The following is a 20200-nucleotide window of genomic DNA, read 5'->3' on the forward strand; positions in this document are numbered from 1 at the left end:
CTGCGAGGCTACATCATCCAGACTATGGAAAAAATCGTAAACGCTCGGGACAATCCAGCCCCAGGGTGCGGTAACAGCCAAGAACTGTTTGCATCGCGCGTTTGAGCTTGTAGGATCCGCGCATTGTGACTGGATGGCCGAGATTCACCACGGCCAAAAACGACCGTTAGCACACTCATTCGTCTACCCTCACAAAGCGCCAGGCGGTTGTTCGCGAGTGCCTGGCGCTTCAATATTCTTGCGTTAACGTACCGGAGATTTTCCATGCTCAAGCGTTCCCTGGCATTGGCCGTCGGCTTGACCCTGTCTGTCAGCGCCCTGCTGGCCCAGGCTGCCGACACCCTGAAAGTCAGTGCAATTCCCGATGAAGCCCCTACCGAACTGCTGCGCAAGTTCAAGCCCTTGGGGGCGTATCTGGAACAACAGACCGGCATGAAAGTCGAGTTCATTCCCGTGAGCGACTACCCGGCTGTGGTCGAGGCGCTGGCGACCGACCGCATCGACCTGGCCTGGCTGGGTGGCTTCACGTTCGTGCAGGCGCGCTTGAAAACCGGTAATGCGATCCCGCTCGTGCAACGCGAGCAGGACGCCCAATTCACCAGTAAATTCATCAGCGCCGACCCGGCGGTCAAATCCCTCGCCGACCTCAAGGGCAAGAGCTTTGCATTCGGTTCGGTGTCTTCCACCTCTGGCAGCCTGATGCCGCGCTATTTCATGCTCCAGGACGGTATCAAGCCGGAAAGCTACTTCAGCCGCGTAGGTTACTCCGGCGCCCATGACGCCACCGTCGCCTGGGTCCAGGCCGGTAAAGTGGACGCTGGGGTACTGAACGCCAGCGTCTGGGAAAAACTGGTCGCCGCCGGCAAGGTCGACACCGCCAAGGTCAAGGTGTTTGCCACCACCCCGGCCTACTTCGACTACAACTGGACGGTGCGCGGAACGCTCGACCCGGCGCTGGCAGCCAAAATCAAGGCAGCCTTCCTGGCACTCGACCCGGCAAATCCGAAGGACAAGGAAATCCTCGATCTGCAGGCTGCCAGCCGCTTCATCGAAACCAAGCCTGAGAACTACAAGGGCATCGAAGAAGCCGCACGCGCCGCCGAACTGCTCAAATGACATTAGATCTGACCCAGGTCAGCGTGACCCACGCCAACGGCGTCCAGGCGCTACGTGGCATGGAGCTGCACATCGGTGCCGGCGAACAGGTCGCCATCATCGGTCCGTCCGGCGCGGGTAAATCGAGCCTGCTCAATCTGCTGGGCACGGCCCTACCACCGGCGAGCGGTGAAATGCAGGTACTCGGTGAGCGAGTCTGGCAGTTGTCTGCCCGCCAACGACAGCGCCTGCGCGCGCGCATCGGCCTGATTCACCAAGCGCCGCCTCTGCCACCGCGCCAGCGCGTGGTCACGGCGGTGCTCGCTGGCAAACTGGGGCAATGGGGCATGGGCAAGAGCCTGCTGAATCTGCTGCACCCGCTGGATGTTTCCGGCGCACGGGCGGCATTGGCCAGGCTGGATCTGGGTGACAAACTGTTCGCGCAATGCCAGCAACTCTCTGGCGGCCAGTTACAACGCGTGGGTATTGCCCGGGTGCTGTATCAGGCCCCCGAGGTATTGTTGGCCGATGAACCGGTTTCGGCCATGGATCCGGTGCTGGCCGAGCACACCCTTTCAGTGCTCTGTCGCCATGCCCGGGAGCACAACGTCACCCTGGTCGCCAGCCTGCATGCGGTGGACCTGGCCCTGGCGCACTTTTCGCGGATCATCGGCCTGCGTGACGGACAGATCCTGTTCGACCTGCCGACCGATGCTGTCGACCGTGAACGGCTCGACAAACTTTACGCCAATGAGCAGTTGCAACCCTCGTCTGCACCACCCTCCCCCTTGAGTGTGCAGATCCCCCGATGCTGACACGCGATACCCGAGACCCCGCCAGCGGCCCTCGCCTGCTGCTCTGCCTGTTGGCGTTTGTCCTGCTGTGGCCAGGCATCCACTTCAGCGAGCTGGACCTTGGCGTGTTGCTGGCGAGCGACAGTCAAAGCGAGATGGGCCGGTTTGTCGCCGCCTTCTGGCCACCAGCCCATGGCGATGCGTTCATTGAGCTGCTCTTGCAAGCCACCTTGCAGACCCTGGCCATCGCCACAGCCGGCATGGCCCTGGCATTGCTGTTCGCCGTTCCCGCCAGCCTGCTGGCCAGCCGTGCCCTGTCGCTGTCGGCGGCCTCCCGTGGCGGCCAACCGGGCTATTGGGGGCAACTGCTGCGTTGGCCGGTACGCGGCCTGCTGATTTTCCTGCGCAGCGTGCCGGAAATCGTCTGGGCGCTGCTGTTCGTACGCGCGGTCGGCCTTGGTCCGACGGCCGGGGTGCTGGCCATCGCCATCACCTACAGCGGCATGTTGGGCAAGGTCTACGCGGAAATCTACGAGTCGGTCGACCAGCGTCCGGCCCATGCGCTGTTGCAGGCCGGCAGCGGCCGACTGACAGCCTTCTGCTACGGGATCCTACCCAATGTCGCGGCGGACCTGCTGTCCTACACGGTGTACCGCTGGGAGTGCGCCATCCGCGCCTCGGTGGTGATGGGCTTCGTCGGTGCCGGTGGCCTGGGCCAGCAAATGGACCTGTCGTTGCGCATGTTCGCCGGTGGTGAAGTGGCCAGCATGCTGTTGACGTTCCTCGTCCTAGTCCTGCTGGCCGATCAACTCAGTCGCCTGCTGCGCTGGAGGCTGGCATGAACCGCCTGATCAACGCGCTATTGTTCCTGTGCATCGGCGCAGCTGTCGTCGCCTCGTTCGCCTATCTGGGCATCGACCTCGGCCAGCTTGGCGACAGCGGCAACCTGAACCGGATGGGCGCTTATGCCCAACGTTTTCTCAGCCCGGACCTGAGCCCCAGCCATCTGAAAGCAATCGGCCACGGAGCCCTGGAAACCATCGCCATGTCCGCCCTTGGCACCCTGCTTGCGGCGGTGTTCGGCCTGGTATTGGCCTTGCCTGCCGCTGGACGCTTCGGTTGGCCGATGCAAAGCGCCTCGCGCCTGATACTCAACGCCATGCGCGCGGTTCCTGAACTGGTGTGGGCGGCGCTGATGGTCCTGGCTGCAGGGCTGGGCCCCAATGCCGGCACCCTGGCATTGGCCCTGCACACCACCGGCGTGCTCGGTCGGCTGTTTGCCGAAGCGCTGGAAAACACCCCACCAGAACCGGCCGAAGCCATTCGCCTGCAAGGCGGCAATGCCGTGTGGGCGTTCTGTTACGGCACCCTGCCCAACCTGATGCCGCAGCTGTTGGCCTACAGCCTGTACCGCTGGGAGAACAACATCCGCATGGCCAGCGTGCTCGGCTTCGTCGGCGCTGGCGGATTGGGGCAAATGCTTTATGTCAGCCTCAGCCTGTTCCAGGAGGCGCAGGCCAGCACGGTGATTCTGGCGATGCTGTTGCTGGTCCTTGCGGTCGATACGCTGAGCAGTTGGAGCCGTCAGCGCTGGGTCAAGGCCTGACGGCTACAGATCCGCGCAATCATCTGTCGCTCAAGGACCCAATAAAACCCGATGCCAGCGATCTGGCGTCGGATTCTCCAGGCAGGAGCAAGCAGTCTTATGAAGAGGATAATTCAGCTGCCGCCATTACCAAGCGACAACTTTCGATCTTACCTTCGCCTTCTCTTCCTCCTCGACTCGTTCTCGTCATCCTCGTCCCCCTCGTCATCCTCCTCTTCGTCTAGGTCGTCCTCGTCCTCGTCCTCGTCACCCTCATCATCGTCATCGTCATATCCGTAGTAGTACATCTCCCGCTGCTGCCGTGTGCGTTCGTCACCCAGATCATCATCCTGGGCGGGATACAAGAGAGGAGAAAAATAGGGATCCTCTTCATCTTCATCTTCATCTTCATCGTGATCTTCATCGTTATCGGAAGAAGAGCTTTCATGTCCGTCTTGGATATTCGAAGCAAAGACAACGGGAAGCGCTGGCTGAACCGGTACCGTGGAAGGGGCAATACTGTCCTCGTCATCGCCCTCCTCTTCTTCCTCAAAATCCCCGTCGTCATCGTCATCGTCATCGTCATCGTCGTCATATCCGTAGTAGTACATCTCCCGCTGCTGCCGTGTGCGTCCGTCACCCAAATCATCATCCTGGGAGGGATATGGGAGAGGAGACAAGTCCGGGTCTTCCTCCTCGTCTAACCAAGGAATGCTGGATACCTCCATGTCATCAAAATCCGGGTCCACATCACCCAAGGTCGACGGCAAGACCGTGCCCAGAACGCCACGGGGATGTGGCAACACGGCACGCGGAAAAGCGATGACATGGAAGATTTGGTCGAGGGCCTCTCCTACTCTGTCGGGCGCCGCTCGCCTGGAGCGTCCCTGCTGCGCGGCGAGATAGTAAGCACGCCGATTGTCGCCATTCTCCCCCTCACACTCCGCAATGATATCGAGGGCTCGCTTGATCAAGTCTTCGTCTGTCTCGGCAACAGCGACGCCCCTATAGAATGCTTTCTCCTCCGCACTCCGTCGAGAGAACAGCAGGAACCCCGCACGAATCACATTGATCATGGCCGAAGCGTTATCCCGATAGCCATCCGTGTCGAAGGAAATTGCATACTTCACACAAGCGAGACCATCGAGGGTGTCGATCGCGTTGATAATCGAGATATTGGTTAATCCTTCTTCTTCAATCAGTGACTTGAAAGAGGCCATCAACCCCTTGTTTTTCGGGTTTCCGGCAATCACGACCTTGAACTGATCGTCAAATACTTCGGCCCTTTCTCCAATGGCCAACGCCAGCGCCCGCAACGTTGCCGCCGTGACATGCCTGCCACAAATAGTCCCGAAAATCAGAATACCTTTCAGTTCGCGATGCGGGTTTGGGGGCAAACGGCTGATAGCTGTCGATGACGATGACGATGACGATGGGGGAGCGTGTCGGGTGGTTTCTTTCAATCGTGCTATCCAGTGGCCAATCACTACATCGTAGTCAAATCCCGTTGCAGGCAGTTTCGTCGTGCTCTCGGAACTCGAACTGGAACTGGAACTACCTCCTCCGATGCTCAAACTTGAACTTGAACTTGAACTTGAACTTGAACTTGAACTTGAGGCCCCGCCGCCTGAACGAGGGAATATTTCAGGACCGAGTGCCAGGCCTCTTCGCAAGGCATCCGCGGCCTCGCCACTCTGTGTGCGCATGAAGTTGGGCACCTGGGACAGATGAATCACCTGGGCGGCGCCTCCCAGCAAACGGACAAGTTCAAGGCGGACAGTGGGGTTCAGTGCGATTATGCCGTCCAGGTGGGGGCTGAGTTTTTTAAGCATGCCCTGGCCGCGGAACTCATGCACCGTCAGGATAAACCGGCACTCCTTACCGGACTTTTTGCATAGAGCTTTGATGCTTTCCACCAGTCCCTTATGAATACCGCGTCCCGTGTGGGCGTTTGCCTGACCGGTGAACCTCATATGCCAGTTCACCACCACAACGGGGACGCCCAGTGAATGCCTGATCAGATCATCCACGGCCTCCAGCGTCACTTGATTGAATTCCTCCTGGTTCTCCGGTTGAGTAACGGTTTGCGAGGCCATCGCATGAAACCCTCTGACACACGCGGCCTGGGAGCTGCTCGCCGAACGGAAGAAATCCAACATCCAGTTGTAATAGGCGCCATCGCCGTTGCGGATGTCGATGTTGACCGCGGCCCCGAACGAGATCAGCAGTGCATAACGTTGTCTGTCCGGGACCGGCGCCAGTTCCATAGGGGGCTCCTGCGCTTTAGCTGCGATAAAGGGCCGCGAGGCGACGTTTCAAGACCTCGCTCAGATCATCGAGCGACTCCTCGCCTAGTACCTGACACATCCAGGCGAGTTCCTCTGGTTGTAGTGCACGGTCGTGGCGTTGGCTGAATCCCAGCGCCTGGGCACGTCCGGCGAAACCGCTGTCCGAGTCCGCGGGATCGATGTGTCCGAGCTGGAAAACGTAGGGCTCGACGAGAAACCCAGTCTGCAAGAGCACCTCCACCGTTACCGCATCCGGGGCAATGGAGTGCTTCAATACGCCATCGCCATCCAGCCGACCAGGGCGATCGGGCAGTGGTTTTCCGTCGGCCGAGAGGGTCCGCACAATACAGGGCAAATCTCGCCTGGGTTCACCTCGCCAGTCGAGGAATCGCACCTGAAACGTCTCAGGGACATCCTTGCGCTTCACGATATGGCGCGTGTCCAGCGTGGCCAGCATCGAGTTCTGCCTACGTTCGGGAATATGCACTGACTCACCGGGCTGCAACAGATAGGGACTGCGCCCAGCCTCTCGCAGCGCCACGTTGGGCAGTGCTTCCCATAGCGTACGCAACGCGAAACCGTGCCGGAACGCCAGGTCGGCGAGGCATTCGCCCGCTAGAACCGTGTGTTCGATTACATTTGTAACCACGTCCCTCCTCGGTTCCCAGGTGATGGGTGCCAGGGGCCCTTGGATGGAAGGGACGATGCTCTCCTGACGAAGTGCAATCCAGGCGTCACGGTCCCAGTCCGGAAAGGTCAACGTGAAGTTACCGGGCGAAAGCCCCTCAAATCGTACCTGCCCCGAGTGTCTTGTCACGCTGTACCGCGCGCGCGTCGGCCCATCGTGCAGTGCCACCGCGACATCGACGAGAGGTTGCTCATCCTCGCCCACCACCAGGACTTCAATGGCATGCGAAGACGTCTGGGGACAGCCCATCACAGGCCCGCTCGTTTCAGCAGGCCGGTTCGCGGCGTCGCTGGCGCGTTCGGCGTCATCCAGTTGGGCAAGCAGGCGTGGGTCCATAGAGCTCCAATAAAGCGCAACGTCATTCGTGCGCAGGGTGGGTGTCAACGCTGCCTTGCACCAGCGCCTCGTTGGCAACTTGCGTGGCGACGCGATAACGAAGCTCATCGAAAGCCCGATCCAGGCGCTCCGAAGCGCTGCTTACACGAGGGTCGGTGAGAGTCTGCATGACCCACTGCAGCTGCGGTCGTTTGATAAAATCCCAGTCCGTGACCGCGGACAGATGAAGAAACCGCCATTGCAGATGAGCACTATGAAGCCCCAGCGCGGCCGCCTGCGTCAGAGCCCGCTCCACGCGCCCTGGCCAGAGATCCCCACGTTCAGCATCAACATCCGGAAAGTGCCGCCGCAGATGTTCGCAGGCTAACGCGACGAAGGTTTGTCGTGTCACGGTGGCCAAGGCGGACAGTTGCTCGTCTCGAATGAAAAACATAAAACGCCCCTCAAGGTTCTCCAGACGTTTTTCCCTGGAAAAAGCGCCTGAACACCGCGCTCGCCGTGTCGCACACTTGCCTGCCGATATCCTCCCTGGGACCGGCGCACCACAGTTCAAGCAGGCGATCCATGGCAGGTACGGTGGCGATGGTGTTGAATCCGGCCTTGGCCAGTGCAGCCCGCGACTGAAAATTGGCTGGCTGCGTGACCGCGAAAATATGCTGTATGCCGCGAAGACTCGCCAACGTCCGCGTCAGCTCCAAAGCCCCCGTGCCAAAGCCTTGCCCCTGTTGTCGGGGCGTGATCCAGTAGGTCATCAGCGCGGCTCGTCCAGCGAGGCACAAGCGTATCGAGCCGACAAAACCTGAAGTGCGGCAGAAAACTGCTATCGCCAACAGTTCGTCGGGGCGCATTCCCGCTTCGTGGATATAGCGTTGAGCGTCCGCCAGGCAATGAAGTCGAGGTACCCCCGCCGATGCCGCCAAGTCGGCCTGCCGCTGCGCCTCGTAGAGCCAGGCCGCGTGCTGCACTCCTAGCACGCTCAGGTACATGCTCTTCGCCGATAAAGTCGGATCACTCACCACGTCACCGCCAATCAGGCGCTGGCAGTTTTGCCGCCACCGAGCCAGCTCGCCCTGCTGGACACGGTATTGTGCGTTCTCCGGCACCAGTTGTGCGGCAGTGGCAAAACACTCCGCAGCGCGGTCCTGAAGGCCCAGCCGCCACCATCGCAATCCCTGCCGCATCCGCCTTTGCGCGACGCTCCGTTCAGCCTGCGTGCTCATGCCGGTCGTCCCTGCCTCCACTGTCTTGTCGTGTTGGGTGATGACGTGATCAGAACGCCCCTGACAACACGCGCATGGTCTGAGCCTGGCTGTCAAACGATGTCCAGCGCGCGCCCTCCTCCGATTCGACGAGCAGTCGCTTCAACGGCCCGAGAAATTTCGTGAACTCCTCATGGGTACAGGTCGGCAGGAAGATCGACAGCACCCGTGGGTCGTAATAACGAAATACCAGCCGTTTTCCCTCCCGTGTTTGAACGTGAAGGAGTTTTTTACAATGTAACCGTATGTGGAACATATCCACTGAGGCCGGCGCGACGATGAATATCCCCCAGGCTCGTCCCCAGCCGTTGCCAAGCATCGCCATCGTCGCGGGTGACCCAGGTGTTAGCTTTACAAGATAGGGTGCCGCTGCCCGTAGGCGCGGGGTCAGCCAGCCGGAGTATAAGCACCAGAATGTGAGTTCGCCGTAACGAACCATTTTTGAAATCCGGGGATCGCGCGCTCCGTCGAGCAACCAATAGACCTGTTGGCCAGAATAATCACCTTCGTCTGGCCACAGCAGTGTCATCAGTCGGTCTAGCGCGCAGGCGTTCATGGGGTGGGGCAAACCTCAAGGAGCGGGATTGCTTCCCTCGCCGCGGCCTCAAGCCTGGCCGCCTCAAGGTCCTGCTGGGCGTGAGTTTCCTCAACTGCGGCTGGGGCGATGACCTGAAGTTGCTCTCTGGTCACCACCGGCTTCACGGCTCTTGCAGGTTCAGCGCCCCGAACCGCACTATCTACCCCTCCCCCCGGCAGCCTGATGGGCTTCGTCGGCTCGTGCTTATAAAAATAGGCACATAAATTCCCGTTCTGGAGGTGGTTCGCAACCTGTCGCAGAACCTCTTCATCACCCAGAACCTGGATCAGGGAAACCTGGCTGGATAATAAAGCGCGTAGCCGGTGTATATGACCAGCACCGCGCAAATACCGACGAACAAAGCTTTCCACCTGCCAGCTCTCATGCAGGCTCAGCTTGACTGCAAGACCATCGTAGCTTTCGCGGCCCCTATTTGATTCGGGCTGCCTGTCACCAAAACTGCCTCGCTCACCCACTTCGATGCGGTCCAACCCGCTGAATAAACACAACCGCATCGTCTGACAATCCCTTTGATGGAAATGAACTGATCCCTGTTTCTCTTCCCTTCCAGATCTTTCGCTATCGGCCCGCCAGAACGCCTCGACACGTGCAATGTGGAGGACATTGTGCGTTGAGCACCCGCAAACTTTGTATAGCAGCATCGCTCAAGCTGCTCCAGAACTAAATTCCGCTGTAATGAAAGTGACCGGACTCGAAGCGCTACCTCCCACGCGGTTGCAGCCTGTCAGCGAACTGAAATATCCCCGACTTATTCTGCAGATGCGCGCATTGCGGCGATGTGCGGGTTGTACGTGCCTGCCCGTTCGGAAATGATCCAGGGAGTCCGCCATGAAAATCAGTGTATTCGGTAGTGGTTACGTGGGATTGGTGCAAGCGGCCGTGTTGGCCGAGGTGGGCCATGACGTGGTGTGCATGGACATAGACGAACAGAAAGTCGAAAGCCTGCGCCAGGGCCAGGTGAGTATCTTCGAACCCGGTCTGGCCGCGCTGGTGCGTGAGGGGCTGGAGGCCGGACGCCTGCATTTCACCCACGATGACCAGCTTGCCGTGCAGCACGGCCAGGTGCTGTTCATCGCCGTGGGTACACCTTCCAGGGAAGATGGCTCGGCCGATTTGAGTCAGGTCCTGGCCGTCGGTGAGGCGGTCGCTCGTTACCGCGAACAACCAGTCCTTGTCGTCGAGAAGTCGACCGTACCGGTGGGCACCGGCGATGCCTTGCGGGCGCACATCGACAAATGCCTGCTCAAGGCCGGCCGTTTGTTGCAGTTCGATATCGTGTCCAACCCCGAGTTTCTCAAGGAAGGCTCGGCGGTGGCCGATTGTCGCCGCCCGGATCGCATCGTGATCGGCTGCGAACGCGATGAGGTGCGCGACACCATGCGCGATTTGTATGCGCCCTTCAATCGCAACCATGACCGGATTCTGTTCATGGACCTGCGCAGCGCCGAGCTGACCAAATACGCAGCCAACGGCATGCTGGCGACGAAGATCAGTTTCATCAACCAGATCGCGGAGCTGGCGGAACACCTGGGTGCTGACATCGAAGCCGTGCGCCTGGGAATCGGTGCGGACTCGCGCATCGGTTATCACTTCATTTACCCAGGCTGCGGCTACGGTGGCTCGTGTTTTCCCAAGGACATGCGTGCGCTGATCCACACGGCCGAGCAAGCCCACTGCTCCAGCGATCTGTTGCAAGCAGTGGAAACCATCAACCAACGGCAGAAACACAAGCTGTTCGAACGCATCCAGGCGTTCTACCAAGGCGATTTGCGCGGTAGAACGTTTGCAGTGTGGGGCTTGGCCTTCAAGCCCAACACCGACGACATGCGCGACGCACCGAGTCGTACCCTTCTGGAGGCGTTGTGGGGTGCCGGCGCCAGTGTCCGCGCCTTTGACCCGGAGGCCATGCAGCAGACCCAGCAACTGTATCCCGACGAATCGAAGCTGATGTTGATGGGCACGCCGGAATCGGTTTTGCCGGGGGCCGATGCACTGGTGATCTGCACCGAATGGCAACCGTTCAAGGCGCCGGATTTCGATCTGATCCAGCAACGACTCAAGGCTGCGGTGATTTTCGATGGCCGTAACCTGTATGACCCGGACCGCATGGCAGACAAGGGCTTTACCTATTTCCCCATAGGGCGTGGGCAATCGTGCAACCTGCCGATTGCTCAGCAAACCTGGTTTCAAGCTTCCAAAAGCGCATGATTCCTTTACTTCAAAATAAGTGCACTCAAACAGCATTAATATGAATTTGTAAGCAAGGGCCGCGAACGGCACACTGTGCATCGTTCCTCCCCCAACTGTTGGAACACTTAAAGGGCTTTCAGGGATTCTCCCGTAAGCCCCTTTTTTTGTTCGTTTTTTGGATTTTCGCTGAATGCTTTCGCGCTGGTTCCCCGCTGCTATCAATACCCGCCCCACCGAATGGAGCCGGGCCGCCATCGGCATGGCGCTGGGGACGATGTTCAGTGTGTGGCTGTGTAGCCAGGTCTTCGGCCTTGAAGTGGCGCAACACCTGATTGGCCCGCTCGGCGCCTCGGCCGTGCTGTTGTTCGCCGTCTCTTCAGGCGCCCTCGCCCAGCCCTGGTCGATCTTCGGCGGTTACCTGTGCGCCTCGGTGCTGGCATTGCTGGTGGCCCATGTCCTGGGCCGCACCCTGGGGAGCGCCTGCCTGGCGGCCGGCATGGCGCTGGTGTTGATGTGCTGGTTGCGTTGCCTGCACCCTCCGGCGGGCGCCCTGGCAGCGACGATGGTATTGGCCGATCCGTCGATCATCGCCTTGGACTGGCAGGCCGTCGGCGCCGCCATGCTGGCCGGCTCCACCCTGCTCTTGAGTGCATTGGCCTACAACAACCTGACGCGCGTGCGCTATCCCAAGCGAGCCAGCGAGCCGACGCCGGTCATTCCCGCCGACCAGTCCCCCGTCGACAGTCAGGCCATTACGGCTGAGGACTTGAAGCTCGCTCTTGAGCAAATGGAAGCATTCTTTGACGTAACCCCCGAAGATCTCGAGCAATTGATCCACGCCAGCGAACGCAATGCCAGGCGTCGCAGCATCACGCAAGTGCTCTCGGGTCGCGGCTGAACCTGTGGCTGCTATAAATATGCAGACAGGACCTGCACGTATCCCGGTTGTGCAAGGCAAATTTGCACTGGTACGATCCTGACCGGGTACGCGCGACACAATTCATAAAGAACAATAAAAGCAGGGAGTTAGCGATGACAGCTCAGGTTTCATCACAAGCCTCGGGACCCATCGAAGCCGTGGCTCATGAAGTGCTGGTCGAAGTGCGCAACCATATCGGCCACTTGACCCTGAACCGCCCCGCCGGCCTCAACGCCCTGACGCTGGGTATGGTGCGCAGCTTGCGGCAGCAACTCGATACCTGGGCTCTGGACCCACAGATCCGCGCCGTGGTACTGCGCGGTGCCGGCGACAAGGCGTTTTGCGCCGGCGGCGATATCCGCTCGCTGTATGACAGCCACAAGCAGGGCGACAACCTGCACCAAGACTTCTTCGTCGAGGAATACGCCCTCGACCTGACGATTCATCATTACCGCAAACCGATCCTCGCCTTGATGGATGGTTTCGTCCTGGGCGGCGGCATGGGCTTGGCACAAGGCGCCGACCTGCGGGTGGTGACCGAACGTAGCCGCCTGGGCATGCCGGAAGTCGCCATCGGGTACTTCCCCGACGTCGGGGGCAGCTATTTCCTGCCGCGCATTTCTGGCGAACTGGGCATCTACCTGGGGGTCAGTGGCGTACAGATCGGTGCTGCTGACGCGCTGTATTGCGGGCTGGCCGACTGGTATCTGGACAGCGACAAGCTCGATCGGCTCGATGAGCGCCTCGACCGCCTGGAATGGCACGACGCCCCCCTCAAAGATCTGCAAGGCCTGCTGGCGAAACTCGGCATGCAGCAGTTGCCTGCCCCGCCTCTGGCCGACCTGCGCTCGGCCATCGATCACTTCTTTGCTCTTGCGGACGTGCCAAGCATGGTGGAGCAGTTGCGACAGGTCACCGTCGCCAACAGCCATGAGTGGGCGCTGAAAACCGCCGACCTGCTGGAGACCCGCTCGCCCCTGGCCATGGCCGTGACCCTGGAAATGCTACGGCGCGGCCGGCATTTGAGCCTGGAAGACTGTTTTGCCCTGGAACTGCATCTGGACCGCCAATGGTTCGAGCGCGGCGACCTGATCGAAGGCGTGCGCGCCTTGCTCATCGACAAAGACAAGAACCCGCGCTGGAACCCGCCGACGCTGGAGGCGCTGGACAAGCGCCATGTGGCGAGTTTCTTCGACGGCTTCGACGACCACGGGAACTGAACCATGCACGACCTTGAGCTGACCGAAGAACAAGTGATGATCCGCGACATGGCCCGGGATTTTGCCCGTGGCGAGATCGCCCCCCATGCCCAGGCCTGGGAAAAAGCCGGCTGGATCGACGACGCCCTGGTGGCGAAGATGGGTGAACTGGGTCTGCTGGGCATGGTGGTGCCCGAGGAATGGGGCGGCACCTACGTTGATTACGTGGCCTATGCCCTCGCGGTGGAAGAAATCTCCGCGGGCGATGGCGCCACCGGGGCGCTGATGAGCATTCACAACTCGGTGGGTTGCGGGCCGGTCCTCAATTACGGCACTGAAGAGCAGAAACAGACCTGGCTGGCCGATCTGGCCAGCGGCCAAGCCATTGGCTGCTTCTGCCTGACCGAACCCCAGGCTGGGTCCGAAGCCCACAACCTGCGCACCCGCGCCGAACTGCGGGACGGCCAATGGGTCATCAATGGCGCCAAGCAATTCGTCAGCAACGGCAAGCGCGCGAAACTGGCGATTGTCTTTGCGGTGACGGACCCGGAGCTCGGCAAGAAAGGCATTTCCGCGTTTCTGGTGCCCACCGATACGCCGGGGTTCATCGTCGATCGCACCGAACACAAGATGGGCATTCGCGCCTCGGACACCTGCGCCGTCACCTTGAGCAACTGCAGCGTCCCCGAAGCCAACCTGTTGGGAGCACGAGGCAAAGGCCTGGCAATCGCCTTGTCCAACCTCGAAGGCGGCCGCATCGGCATCGCGGCGCAGGCCCTGGGCATCGCCCGTGCGGCGTTTGAAGCAGCCCTGGCTTACTCGCGGGACCGGGTGCAGTTCGACAAGCCGATCATCGAACACCAGAGCATCGCCAACCTGCTGGCCGACATGCACACCCGGCTGAACGCCGCCCGCTTGCTGATCCTCCATGCCGCCCGCCTGCGCAGCGCCGGCAAACCATGCCTGTCGGAGGCCTCCCAGGCCAAGCTGTTTGCCTCGGAAATGGCCGAAAAAGTCTGCTCCTCGGCGATACAGATTCATGGTGGGTACGGCTATCTAGAGGATTATCCGGTGGAGCGTTACTACCGCGATGCGCGGATTACCCAGATCTATGAAGGATCGAGCGAGATCCAGCGGATGGTCATCGCCCGGGAGTTGAAACACTACCTGGTGTGATGGCTGCAAAAGCATCGCGAGCAGGCTCGCTCCCACAAGGTCCGGTGGCGAACGCAAATGCTGAGTACACCAGAGACCCACTGTGGGAGCGGGCTTGCTCGCGAAAGCGGTGGTTCAGTCACTTCTACGCTGGATGTGCCGGCGTCTTCGCGGGCAAGCCCGCTCCCACAGGGTTTCGGTGGCGTACGTCAATGCTGCGGACACCTCCGGCACGCTGTGGGAGCGAGCCTGCTCGCGATGGCGTCAATGAAGACGCCGCATTACTTGTCCTGAAACTCCGGCGCCCGCTTGGCCACGAACGCCGCCATGCCTTCCTTCTGATCATGCGTGGCGAATGCCGCATGAAAGACCCGGCGCTCGAAACGCACACCTTCGGACAGGCTGACTTCAAAGGCGCGGTTGACACTCTCCTTGACCATCATGCTGATGGGCACTGACTTGGAGGCAATCAGAGCGGCGGTTTTCAGCGCGTCGTCGAGCAATTCATCGGCCGGCACGATGCGCGCGACAATGCCGCAACGCTCGGCCTCCACTGCATCGATAAAGCGGCCGGTCAGGCACATTTCCATGGCCTTGGCTTTGCCCACTGCGCGAGTCAGGCGCTGGGTGCCACCCATGCCCGGTAGCACCCCAAGGTTGATTTCCGGCTGGCCGAACTTGGCATTGTCACCGGCCAGGATAAAGTCGCACATCAACGCCAGTTCGCAACCACCGCCCAAGGCAAACCCGTTCACCGCCGCGATGATCGGCTTGCGCCGGTTGGCCACTCGGTCGCTGTCGCTGAACAGGTCATCGAGGTAAATCTGCGGATAGGTCAGCTCTGCCATCTCTTTGATATCGGCACCGGCGGCAAAGGCTTTTTTCGAGCCAGTCAGCACGATGCAACCAATCTTCGGATCAGCCTCCAGCGTATCCAGCGCCTGGTTCAGCTCGCTGACGATCTGCGCGTTCAAGGCGTTCAACGCCTGGGGACGGTTGAGGGTGATCAGGCCAACGCGGTCCTTGATCTCCAATAAAATCGTTTCGTAGCTCATGCAGGACTCCTGTTAAGCATTTGTATATTTATCGATCCCCCGTAGGAGCTGCCGAAGGCTGCGATCTTTTAAAAGACCAGAATCAAAAGATCGCAGTCTTGGGCAGCGCCTACGAAAGCGCTGTTCAAAGATTGCGCGAAATGACCATGCGCTGAATGTCGCTGGTGCCTTCGTAGATCTGGCAGACCCGAACGTCGCGGTAGATGCGCTCCAGCGGGAAGTCGTTGAGGTAACCGTAACCGCCCAGGGTTTGCAACGCCATGGAGCAGACTTTTTCGGCCATTTCCGAGGCGAACAGCTTGGCCATGGACGCTTGCACCAACGCCGGCTGGCCGTTGTCGCGCAAAGCAGCGGCGTAATGCACCATTTGCCGCGCCACGGCGATCTGGGTCGCCATGTCCGCCAGGCGGAACGCCACGGCCTGGTGCTCGATGATCGGTTTGCCGAAACTTTGCCGCTCGCGAGCATAGTCGCGGGCCGCTTCGAACGCCGCGCGGGCCATGCCCACGGACTGCGCCGCAATGCCGACCCGCCCGCCTTCCAGATTTGCCAAAGCGATCTTGTAACCCTCGCCCTCCTCTCCCAAGCGGTTGCCCACCGGAACACGCACATCCTCGAACAGGATCTGGCAGGTGTCGGAAGCGTGCTGACCAAGCTTGTCTTCGACCCGCGCCACGCTGTAGCCCGGCGAATCGGTGGGCACGATGAACGCACTGATGCCGCGCTTGCCGGCGCTCGGATCGGTCACCGCAAACACAATCACCACCCCGGCGTTCTGCCCGGAGGTGATGAACTGCTTGCAGCCATTGAGCAGGTAGTGGTCGCCATTCAGCTTGGCGCGGGTCTTCAGACCGCTGGCGTCGGAACCGGCCTGGGGCTCGGTCAAGGCAAAGGCGCCCAGCATCGCGCCGCTGGCCAGCGGCTTGAGGAAACGTTCTTTCTGGTCGTCGTTGCCATACTTGAGAATCGGCACACAGCCCACCGAATTGTGCACGCTCATGATCGTCGAGCACGCACCGTCGCCGGCGGCGATTTCTTCCAGGGTCATGGCGTAGGCCAGGTAACCGGTGTCGCAACCGCCCCACTGTTCCGGCACGAGCATGCCGAAGAACCCCAGCTCGGCCATCTCGCCGATGGCTTCTTTCGGGAAGCGGTGCTCACGGTCCCACTCGGCGGCGAACGGTTTCAAGCGTTCCTGGGCGAAGTCTCGGGCCATGTCGCTGATTTGCGTCTGTTCTTCAGTCGGGAGCATGTCGATTCCTTAATACAGGCATTCAACGGCCATGGCCGTGGCTTCGCCGCCACCGATGCAGATGGCTGCGACGCCACGCTTGAGGCCTTTCTGGCGCAGGGCCGAAAGCAGCGTCACCAGGATCCGCGCGCCCGACGCACCGATGGGGTGGCCCAACGCGCAGGCGCCGCCATGGACGTTGACCTTGTCATGGGGGATCTCCAGCGCGCCCATGGTCGCCAACGCTACTACCGCGAAAGCCTCGTTGATTTCAAACAGCTCCACGTCGTCGAGCGACCAACCGGTTTTGTCCATCAGTTTCTTCACCGCGCCGATGGGGGCGGTGGGGAACAGGCTCGGGGTGTCGGCAAACGCGGCGTGGCCGTGAATCACCGCCAACGGCTTCAAACCTCGCTCCCGGGCCTGGCTCTGGCGCATCAGGACCAGGGCTGCGGCACCGTCAGAGATGGAACTGGCATTGGCTGCGGTCACCGTTCCGCCCTCACGGAACGCCGGTTTGAGCGAGGCGATCTTGTCCAGGCGGGCCTTGGGCGGCTGCTCATCGTGGCACACGGTGACCTGTTCCTTGCCGACCATGACCTGCAACGGCACGATCTCGGCGTCGAAACTGCCGTCCTTGATCGCCTGTTGGGCGCGGGTGGTGGAGGCGATGGCGAAGGCATCCTGGGCTTGGCGACTGAAACCGTTGGCTTCAGCGCAATCTTCGGCAAAGGTGCCCATCAGGCGGCCCTTGTCGTAGGCATCTTCCAGGCCATCGAGGAACATATGGTCGAGCACCTTGCCGTGGCCCATGCGCAAACCGCTGCGGGCACGGTCGAGCAGATACGGTGCGTTGGACATGCTTTCCATGCCGCCAGCCACGACCACCTCGGCGCTGCCGGCGATCAGCATGTCATGGGCGAGAATTGCCGCTTCCATGCCCGAACCACACATCTTGTTGAGCGTGGTGCAGCGGGTCGACTTGTCGAGCCCAGCCCCCAGCGCGGCCTGGCGCGCCGGGGCCTGGCCCTGGCCTGCCGCGAGCACACAGCCAAACAGCACTTCTTCCACCGCATCAGGCGCAATACCGGCCCGCTCCACGGCAGCTTTAATGGCAGCGGCTCCCAGTTGCGGGGCGCTGAGGCTTTTCAGTTCACCTTGAAAGCCGCCCATGGGGGTGCGGACGGCGCTGACGATAACAATCGGATCATGGGACATGACAGTTGCTCCTACTTGGCAGCCATACGCAAGGCGCCGTCGAGACGGATCACCTCACCGTTGAGCATGGTGTTTTCAATGATATGCCTGACCAGCGCCGCGTACTCGGCCGGTTTGCCCAGGCGCGGTGGAAACGGCACGCCGGCGGCCAGGGAGTCGCGTACTTCGGGTGTCATGCCGGCCATCATCGGGGTTTCGAAAATACCTGGGGCGATGGTCATCACACGGATGCCGAAGCGCGCCAGTTCCCGGGCGGCCGGCAGGGTCAGGCTGGCGATGGCGCCTTTGGAGGCCGCGTAGGCTGCCTGGCCGATCTGGCCGTCGAAGGCCGCCACCGAAGCGGTGTTGATGATCACACCACGTTCACCGTCAGCATCGGCCTCGGTTTCACTGATGCCGGCGGCGGCCAGACGCAGCAAATTGAAGCTGCCGATCAGGTTGACGTTGATCACCTGACTGAAGCTGGCCAGCGCGTGTGGGCCGTTCTTGCCGAGGATCTTTTCGCCGCGCACGATGCCGGCGCAGTTCACCAGGCCGTTGAGGCCGCCGAACGCATCCACGGTGGCCTTGACCGCCGCAGCCGCAGCCGCCTCGTCACTGATATCCGCCACCACGCTTTGGCACCCAAGCTTTTGCGCCTGGGCAGCCACGGCTTCGGCATTGAGATCCACCAGCATCACCTTGGCGCCGGCCTTGACCAGCATCTCGCCGGTGGCCGCGCCGAGGCCGGACGCGCCACCGCTGACGAGGAAAATCTTGTTGTCGATCTGCATCATGGTTTCCTTGGATTCAAGCTGAAACGTTATGCGCCGCGGCTTCTTGGGCCTTGGCGACTTCCTGATTGCGCAAGATAAAGCGCTGCAATTTGCCGCTTGGGGTTTTCGGCAAATCACTGACAAATTCGATTTCACGGGGATAGGCATGAGCGGCGAGGCGCTTACGCACGTGCTGGCGCAGTTCTTCGGCCAGCTCCGGCGCGGCGCGGTATTGGGCGCCGAGCACCACGAAGGCTTTCACCAGTTCGGTGCGCTCGGGATCGGGCTTGCCGACCACCGCAGCCTCGACCACGGCCGGGTGTTCGATCAGTGCGCTTTCCACGTCGAACGGGCCGACGCGATAGCCGGAAGTGGTGATCACGTCGTCGCTGCGGCCGACGAAGCTGATACTGCCATCGGGGTTGAACTCAACGGTGTCGCCGCTCAGGTAATAATCGCCGACGAAAGCCTTGGTGGGCCCGCCCACATAACCGGCGAACCAGCACATCGGCGACTGGCTGCGGTCGACGGCGAGAATGCCCGGCTGGCCCACGCCCAATTCACGGTTATTTTCATCCAGCACCACGATCCGGTGGCCCGGCGAGGCAAAACCGGCCGCGCCCAGGTGCACCGGATGCTCCAGCCCGTGGTGATTGCACAGCACCATGCCCAGTTCGGTCTGGCCGTAGTGATCGTGGATCACCACGTTCAGGTTGTCGGCAAACCAGCGGATGACCTCCGGGTTCAGCGGCTCGCCGGCGCTGCTGACCACGCGCAGCGTGCCCTTGATCGAGCGGGCGAACTGCTCGCCCCCAGCGATTAGCAAACGATAGGCGGTGGGTGAACCGGCGAGGTTGGTGATGCCGTACTTGTTGATGACTCGGCAAGTGCTTTCCAGGGTGAACGGCCCATCGTAGAACGTGATGGGATGCCCCATCGCCAGAGGGCCGGTCACACCGAAGTAGATGCCATAGGCCCAGCCCGGGTCAGCGACGTTCCAGAAGGCGTCTTCGGGACGCAGGTCCACGGCGTCACGCATGTAGTTCTGGAATGCGACGATGGCCTTGAGCGGCACCGACAGCGCCTTGGCCGGCCCGGTGGTGCCGGAGGTAAACATCAGCAGGAACGGGTCCTCGCCACTGAGCATCACCGGTTCGCACTGGTTTGCATGGTTCGCCACTTCTGCCCAGAAACTGTAATCGCCGCGAACGATGCCCTGGCCTTTTGCGCTGCCGACGGTGACCACTGTGGGGCAATCGGCAACATCGTTGAGTTTGGGACGATTGACCGCGTCGGTGACCACAACACGCGCGCCTGAGCTGCCCAGGCGATGTTCGATGGCCTTGGGGCCGAATGCAGTGAACAGCGGCTGATACACCGCGCCGATGCGCCAGGTGGCGAGTACCACGATCAGCAGTTCAGCGGTGCGCGGCAGCAGGCCGGCCACCTTGTCACCCTTGCCCACGCCTTGGGCCAGGAGGAAATTGGCAAAACGCGCGGCGTTATCCTGCAGGTCACGGTAAGTCCAGGTCGCATCGCTGCCGTCACGGCCCTCCCAGAACAAGGCAATGCGCCCCGGCAACGCATGCCGGTCGCAACACTCGACACAGGCGTTCAGCGCCTCGAGCGAGCCGTGCAGTGCGGTATTGACGGTGTGCAGGTAATCGAACTGTGACGTGGCGGACGAGTAATCGCGCATGACCAGAATCCCTCTGTACTTTTTATTGGTTGGGGGAACCGTAAACAGCAGGGAAATACTCGCGCCGAAGGGCTTGGGCGGCAATGGTCAAAGCTATCAAGTTGCTTGACTGGTTTGGCCATGGTTGGGTGATCTG

Annotated in this window: 19 protein-coding genes; 8 read left to right on the forward strand and 11 right to left on the reverse strand. The window is 61.0% G+C overall.

Translation table 11 applies throughout. The features are described 5' to 3' along the window. Positions 1-264 precede the first annotated feature (264 nt). Genes BM132_RS04590 through phnE form a run of 4 tightly spaced genes read left to right on the forward strand, consistent with a single transcriptional unit; the run spans position 265 to position 3495 of the window. Positions 265-1116, forward strand: coding sequence for a putative selenate ABC transporter substrate-binding protein (locus tag BM132_RS04590; protein WP_092453598.1), 852 nt, complete (start codon positions 265-267; stop codon positions 1114-1116). Further along, positions 1113-1910 (forward strand): phosphonate ABC transporter ATP-binding protein, encoded by a 798-nt coding sequence (locus tag BM132_RS04595; protein WP_092453601.1) that lies wholly within the window; start codon positions 1113-1115, stop codon positions 1908-1910. The genes BM132_RS04590 and BM132_RS04595 overlap by 4 nt, the downstream gene beginning before the upstream one ends. Further along, positions 1904-2731 carry a PhnE/PtxC family ABC transporter permease gene (locus tag BM132_RS04600; RefSeq protein ID WP_092453603.1) on the forward strand — a complete coding sequence of 276 codons (828 nt, stop codon included), beginning with the start codon at positions 1904-1906 and terminating at the stop codon, positions 2729-2731. The genes BM132_RS04595 and BM132_RS04600 overlap by 7 nt, the downstream gene beginning before the upstream one ends. After that, positions 2728-3495 carry a phosphonate ABC transporter, permease protein PhnE gene (phnE, locus tag BM132_RS04605; protein ID WP_092453605.1) on the forward strand — a complete coding sequence of 256 codons (768 nt, stop codon included), beginning with the start codon at positions 2728-2730 and terminating at the stop codon, positions 3493-3495. Before BM132_RS04600 ends, phnE begins: the two co-directional genes overlap by 4 nt. A gap of 149 nt (positions 3496-3644) precedes the next feature. Here the strand turns inward: phnE and BM132_RS28425 are convergent, their stop codons facing one another. Genes BM132_RS28425 through BM132_RS04635 form a run of 6 tightly spaced genes read right to left on the reverse strand, consistent with a single transcriptional unit; the run spans position 3645 to position 9284 of the window. Further along, positions 3645-5741: a hypothetical protein gene (locus BM132_RS28425; RefSeq protein WP_092453607.1), complete on the reverse strand. Its 2097-nt coding sequence runs from the start codon at positions 5739-5741 to the stop codon at positions 3645-3647. 16 nt (positions 5742-5757) lie between these two features. Further along, positions 5758-6786: a carboxypeptidase-like regulatory domain-containing protein gene (locus BM132_RS04615; RefSeq protein ID WP_092453609.1), complete on the reverse strand. Its 1029-nt coding sequence runs from the start codon at positions 6784-6786 to the stop codon at positions 5758-5760. A gap of 22 nt (positions 6787-6808) precedes the next feature. After that, entirely contained in the window at positions 6809-7219 is a 411-nt protein-coding gene (locus tag BM132_RS04620; RefSeq protein ID WP_092453611.1) for a hypothetical protein, read from the reverse strand. A gap of 10 nt (positions 7220-7229) precedes the next feature. After that, positions 7230-8006 (reverse strand): GNAT family N-acetyltransferase, encoded by a 777-nt coding sequence (locus tag BM132_RS04625; RefSeq protein ID WP_092453613.1) that lies wholly within the window; start codon positions 8004-8006, stop codon positions 7230-7232. A 49-nt stretch (positions 8007-8055) separates the two neighbouring features. Then, positions 8056-8574 (reverse strand): DUF4123 domain-containing protein, encoded by a 519-nt coding sequence (locus BM132_RS04630; RefSeq protein ID WP_177193349.1) that lies wholly within the window; start codon positions 8572-8574, stop codon positions 8056-8058. A 23-nt stretch (positions 8575-8597) separates the two neighbouring features. Further along, a complete protein-coding gene (locus tag BM132_RS04635) occupies positions 8598-9284 on the reverse strand; it encodes a hypothetical protein (protein WP_092453615.1) in 687 nt (228 codons plus the stop codon). Between the two features lie 187 nt (positions 9285-9471). Between BM132_RS04635 and BM132_RS04640 the strand changes: the two genes are divergently transcribed. The 4 genes from BM132_RS04640 (at position 9472) to BM132_RS04655 (ending at position 14127) form a co-directional block, all read left to right on the forward strand. Beyond that, positions 9472-10851 (forward strand): UDP-glucose dehydrogenase family protein, encoded by a 1380-nt coding sequence (locus tag BM132_RS04640; RefSeq protein ID WP_092453617.1) that lies wholly within the window; start codon positions 9472-9474, stop codon positions 10849-10851. A gap of 172 nt (positions 10852-11023) precedes the next feature. Beyond that, positions 11024-11731, forward strand: coding sequence for an HPP family protein (locus BM132_RS04645; protein WP_092453619.1), 708 nt, complete (start codon positions 11024-11026; stop codon positions 11729-11731). A 134-nt stretch (positions 11732-11865) separates the two neighbouring features. Further along, on the forward strand, positions 11866-12972 hold the full coding sequence (locus BM132_RS04650; protein WP_092453621.1) for an enoyl-CoA hydratase/isomerase family protein: 1107 nt from the start codon (positions 11866-11868) through the stop codon (positions 12970-12972). A gap of 3 nt (positions 12973-12975) precedes the next feature. Continuing rightward, the gene (locus BM132_RS04655; RefSeq protein ID WP_092453623.1) at positions 12976-14127 is read left to right on the forward strand and encodes an acyl-CoA dehydrogenase family protein; all 1152 of its coding nucleotides are present in this window, start codon (positions 12976-12978) and stop codon (positions 14125-14127) included. A gap of 260 nt (positions 14128-14387) precedes the next feature. Here the strand turns inward: BM132_RS04655 and BM132_RS04660 are convergent, their stop codons facing one another. The 5 genes from BM132_RS04660 to BM132_RS04680 all read right to left on the reverse strand — a co-directional run bounded on the left by BM132_RS04660 (position 14388) and on the right by BM132_RS04680 (position 20064). Beyond that, positions 14388-15161: an enoyl-CoA hydratase gene (locus BM132_RS04660; RefSeq protein ID WP_092453625.1), complete on the reverse strand. Its 774-nt coding sequence runs from the start codon at positions 15159-15161 to the stop codon at positions 14388-14390. Positions 15162-15285: 124 nt separating this feature from the next. Then, positions 15286-16413 (reverse strand): acyl-CoA dehydrogenase, encoded by a 1128-nt coding sequence (locus BM132_RS04665; protein WP_092453627.1) that lies wholly within the window; start codon positions 16411-16413, stop codon positions 15286-15288. Between the two features lie 9 nt (positions 16414-16422). Then, entirely contained in the window at positions 16423-17610 is a 1188-nt protein-coding gene (locus tag BM132_RS04670) for an acetyl-CoA C-acyltransferase (RefSeq protein WP_092453629.1), read from the reverse strand. Between the two features lie 11 nt (positions 17611-17621). Next, positions 17622-18383, reverse strand: coding sequence for an SDR family NAD(P)-dependent oxidoreductase (locus tag BM132_RS04675; RefSeq protein WP_092453631.1), 762 nt, complete (start codon positions 18381-18383; stop codon positions 17622-17624). Between the two features lie 16 nt (positions 18384-18399). Next, positions 18400-20064: an AMP-binding protein gene (locus BM132_RS04680; protein WP_092453633.1), complete on the reverse strand. Its 1665-nt coding sequence runs from the start codon at positions 20062-20064 to the stop codon at positions 18400-18402. Positions 20065-20200: the final 136 nt, after the last annotated feature.

Source organism: Pseudomonas sp. NFACC45 (genome assembly GCF_900113505.1).
Lineage (GTDB): Bacteria > Pseudomonadota > Gammaproteobacteria > Pseudomonadales > Pseudomonadaceae > Aquipseudomonas > Aquipseudomonas tehranensis.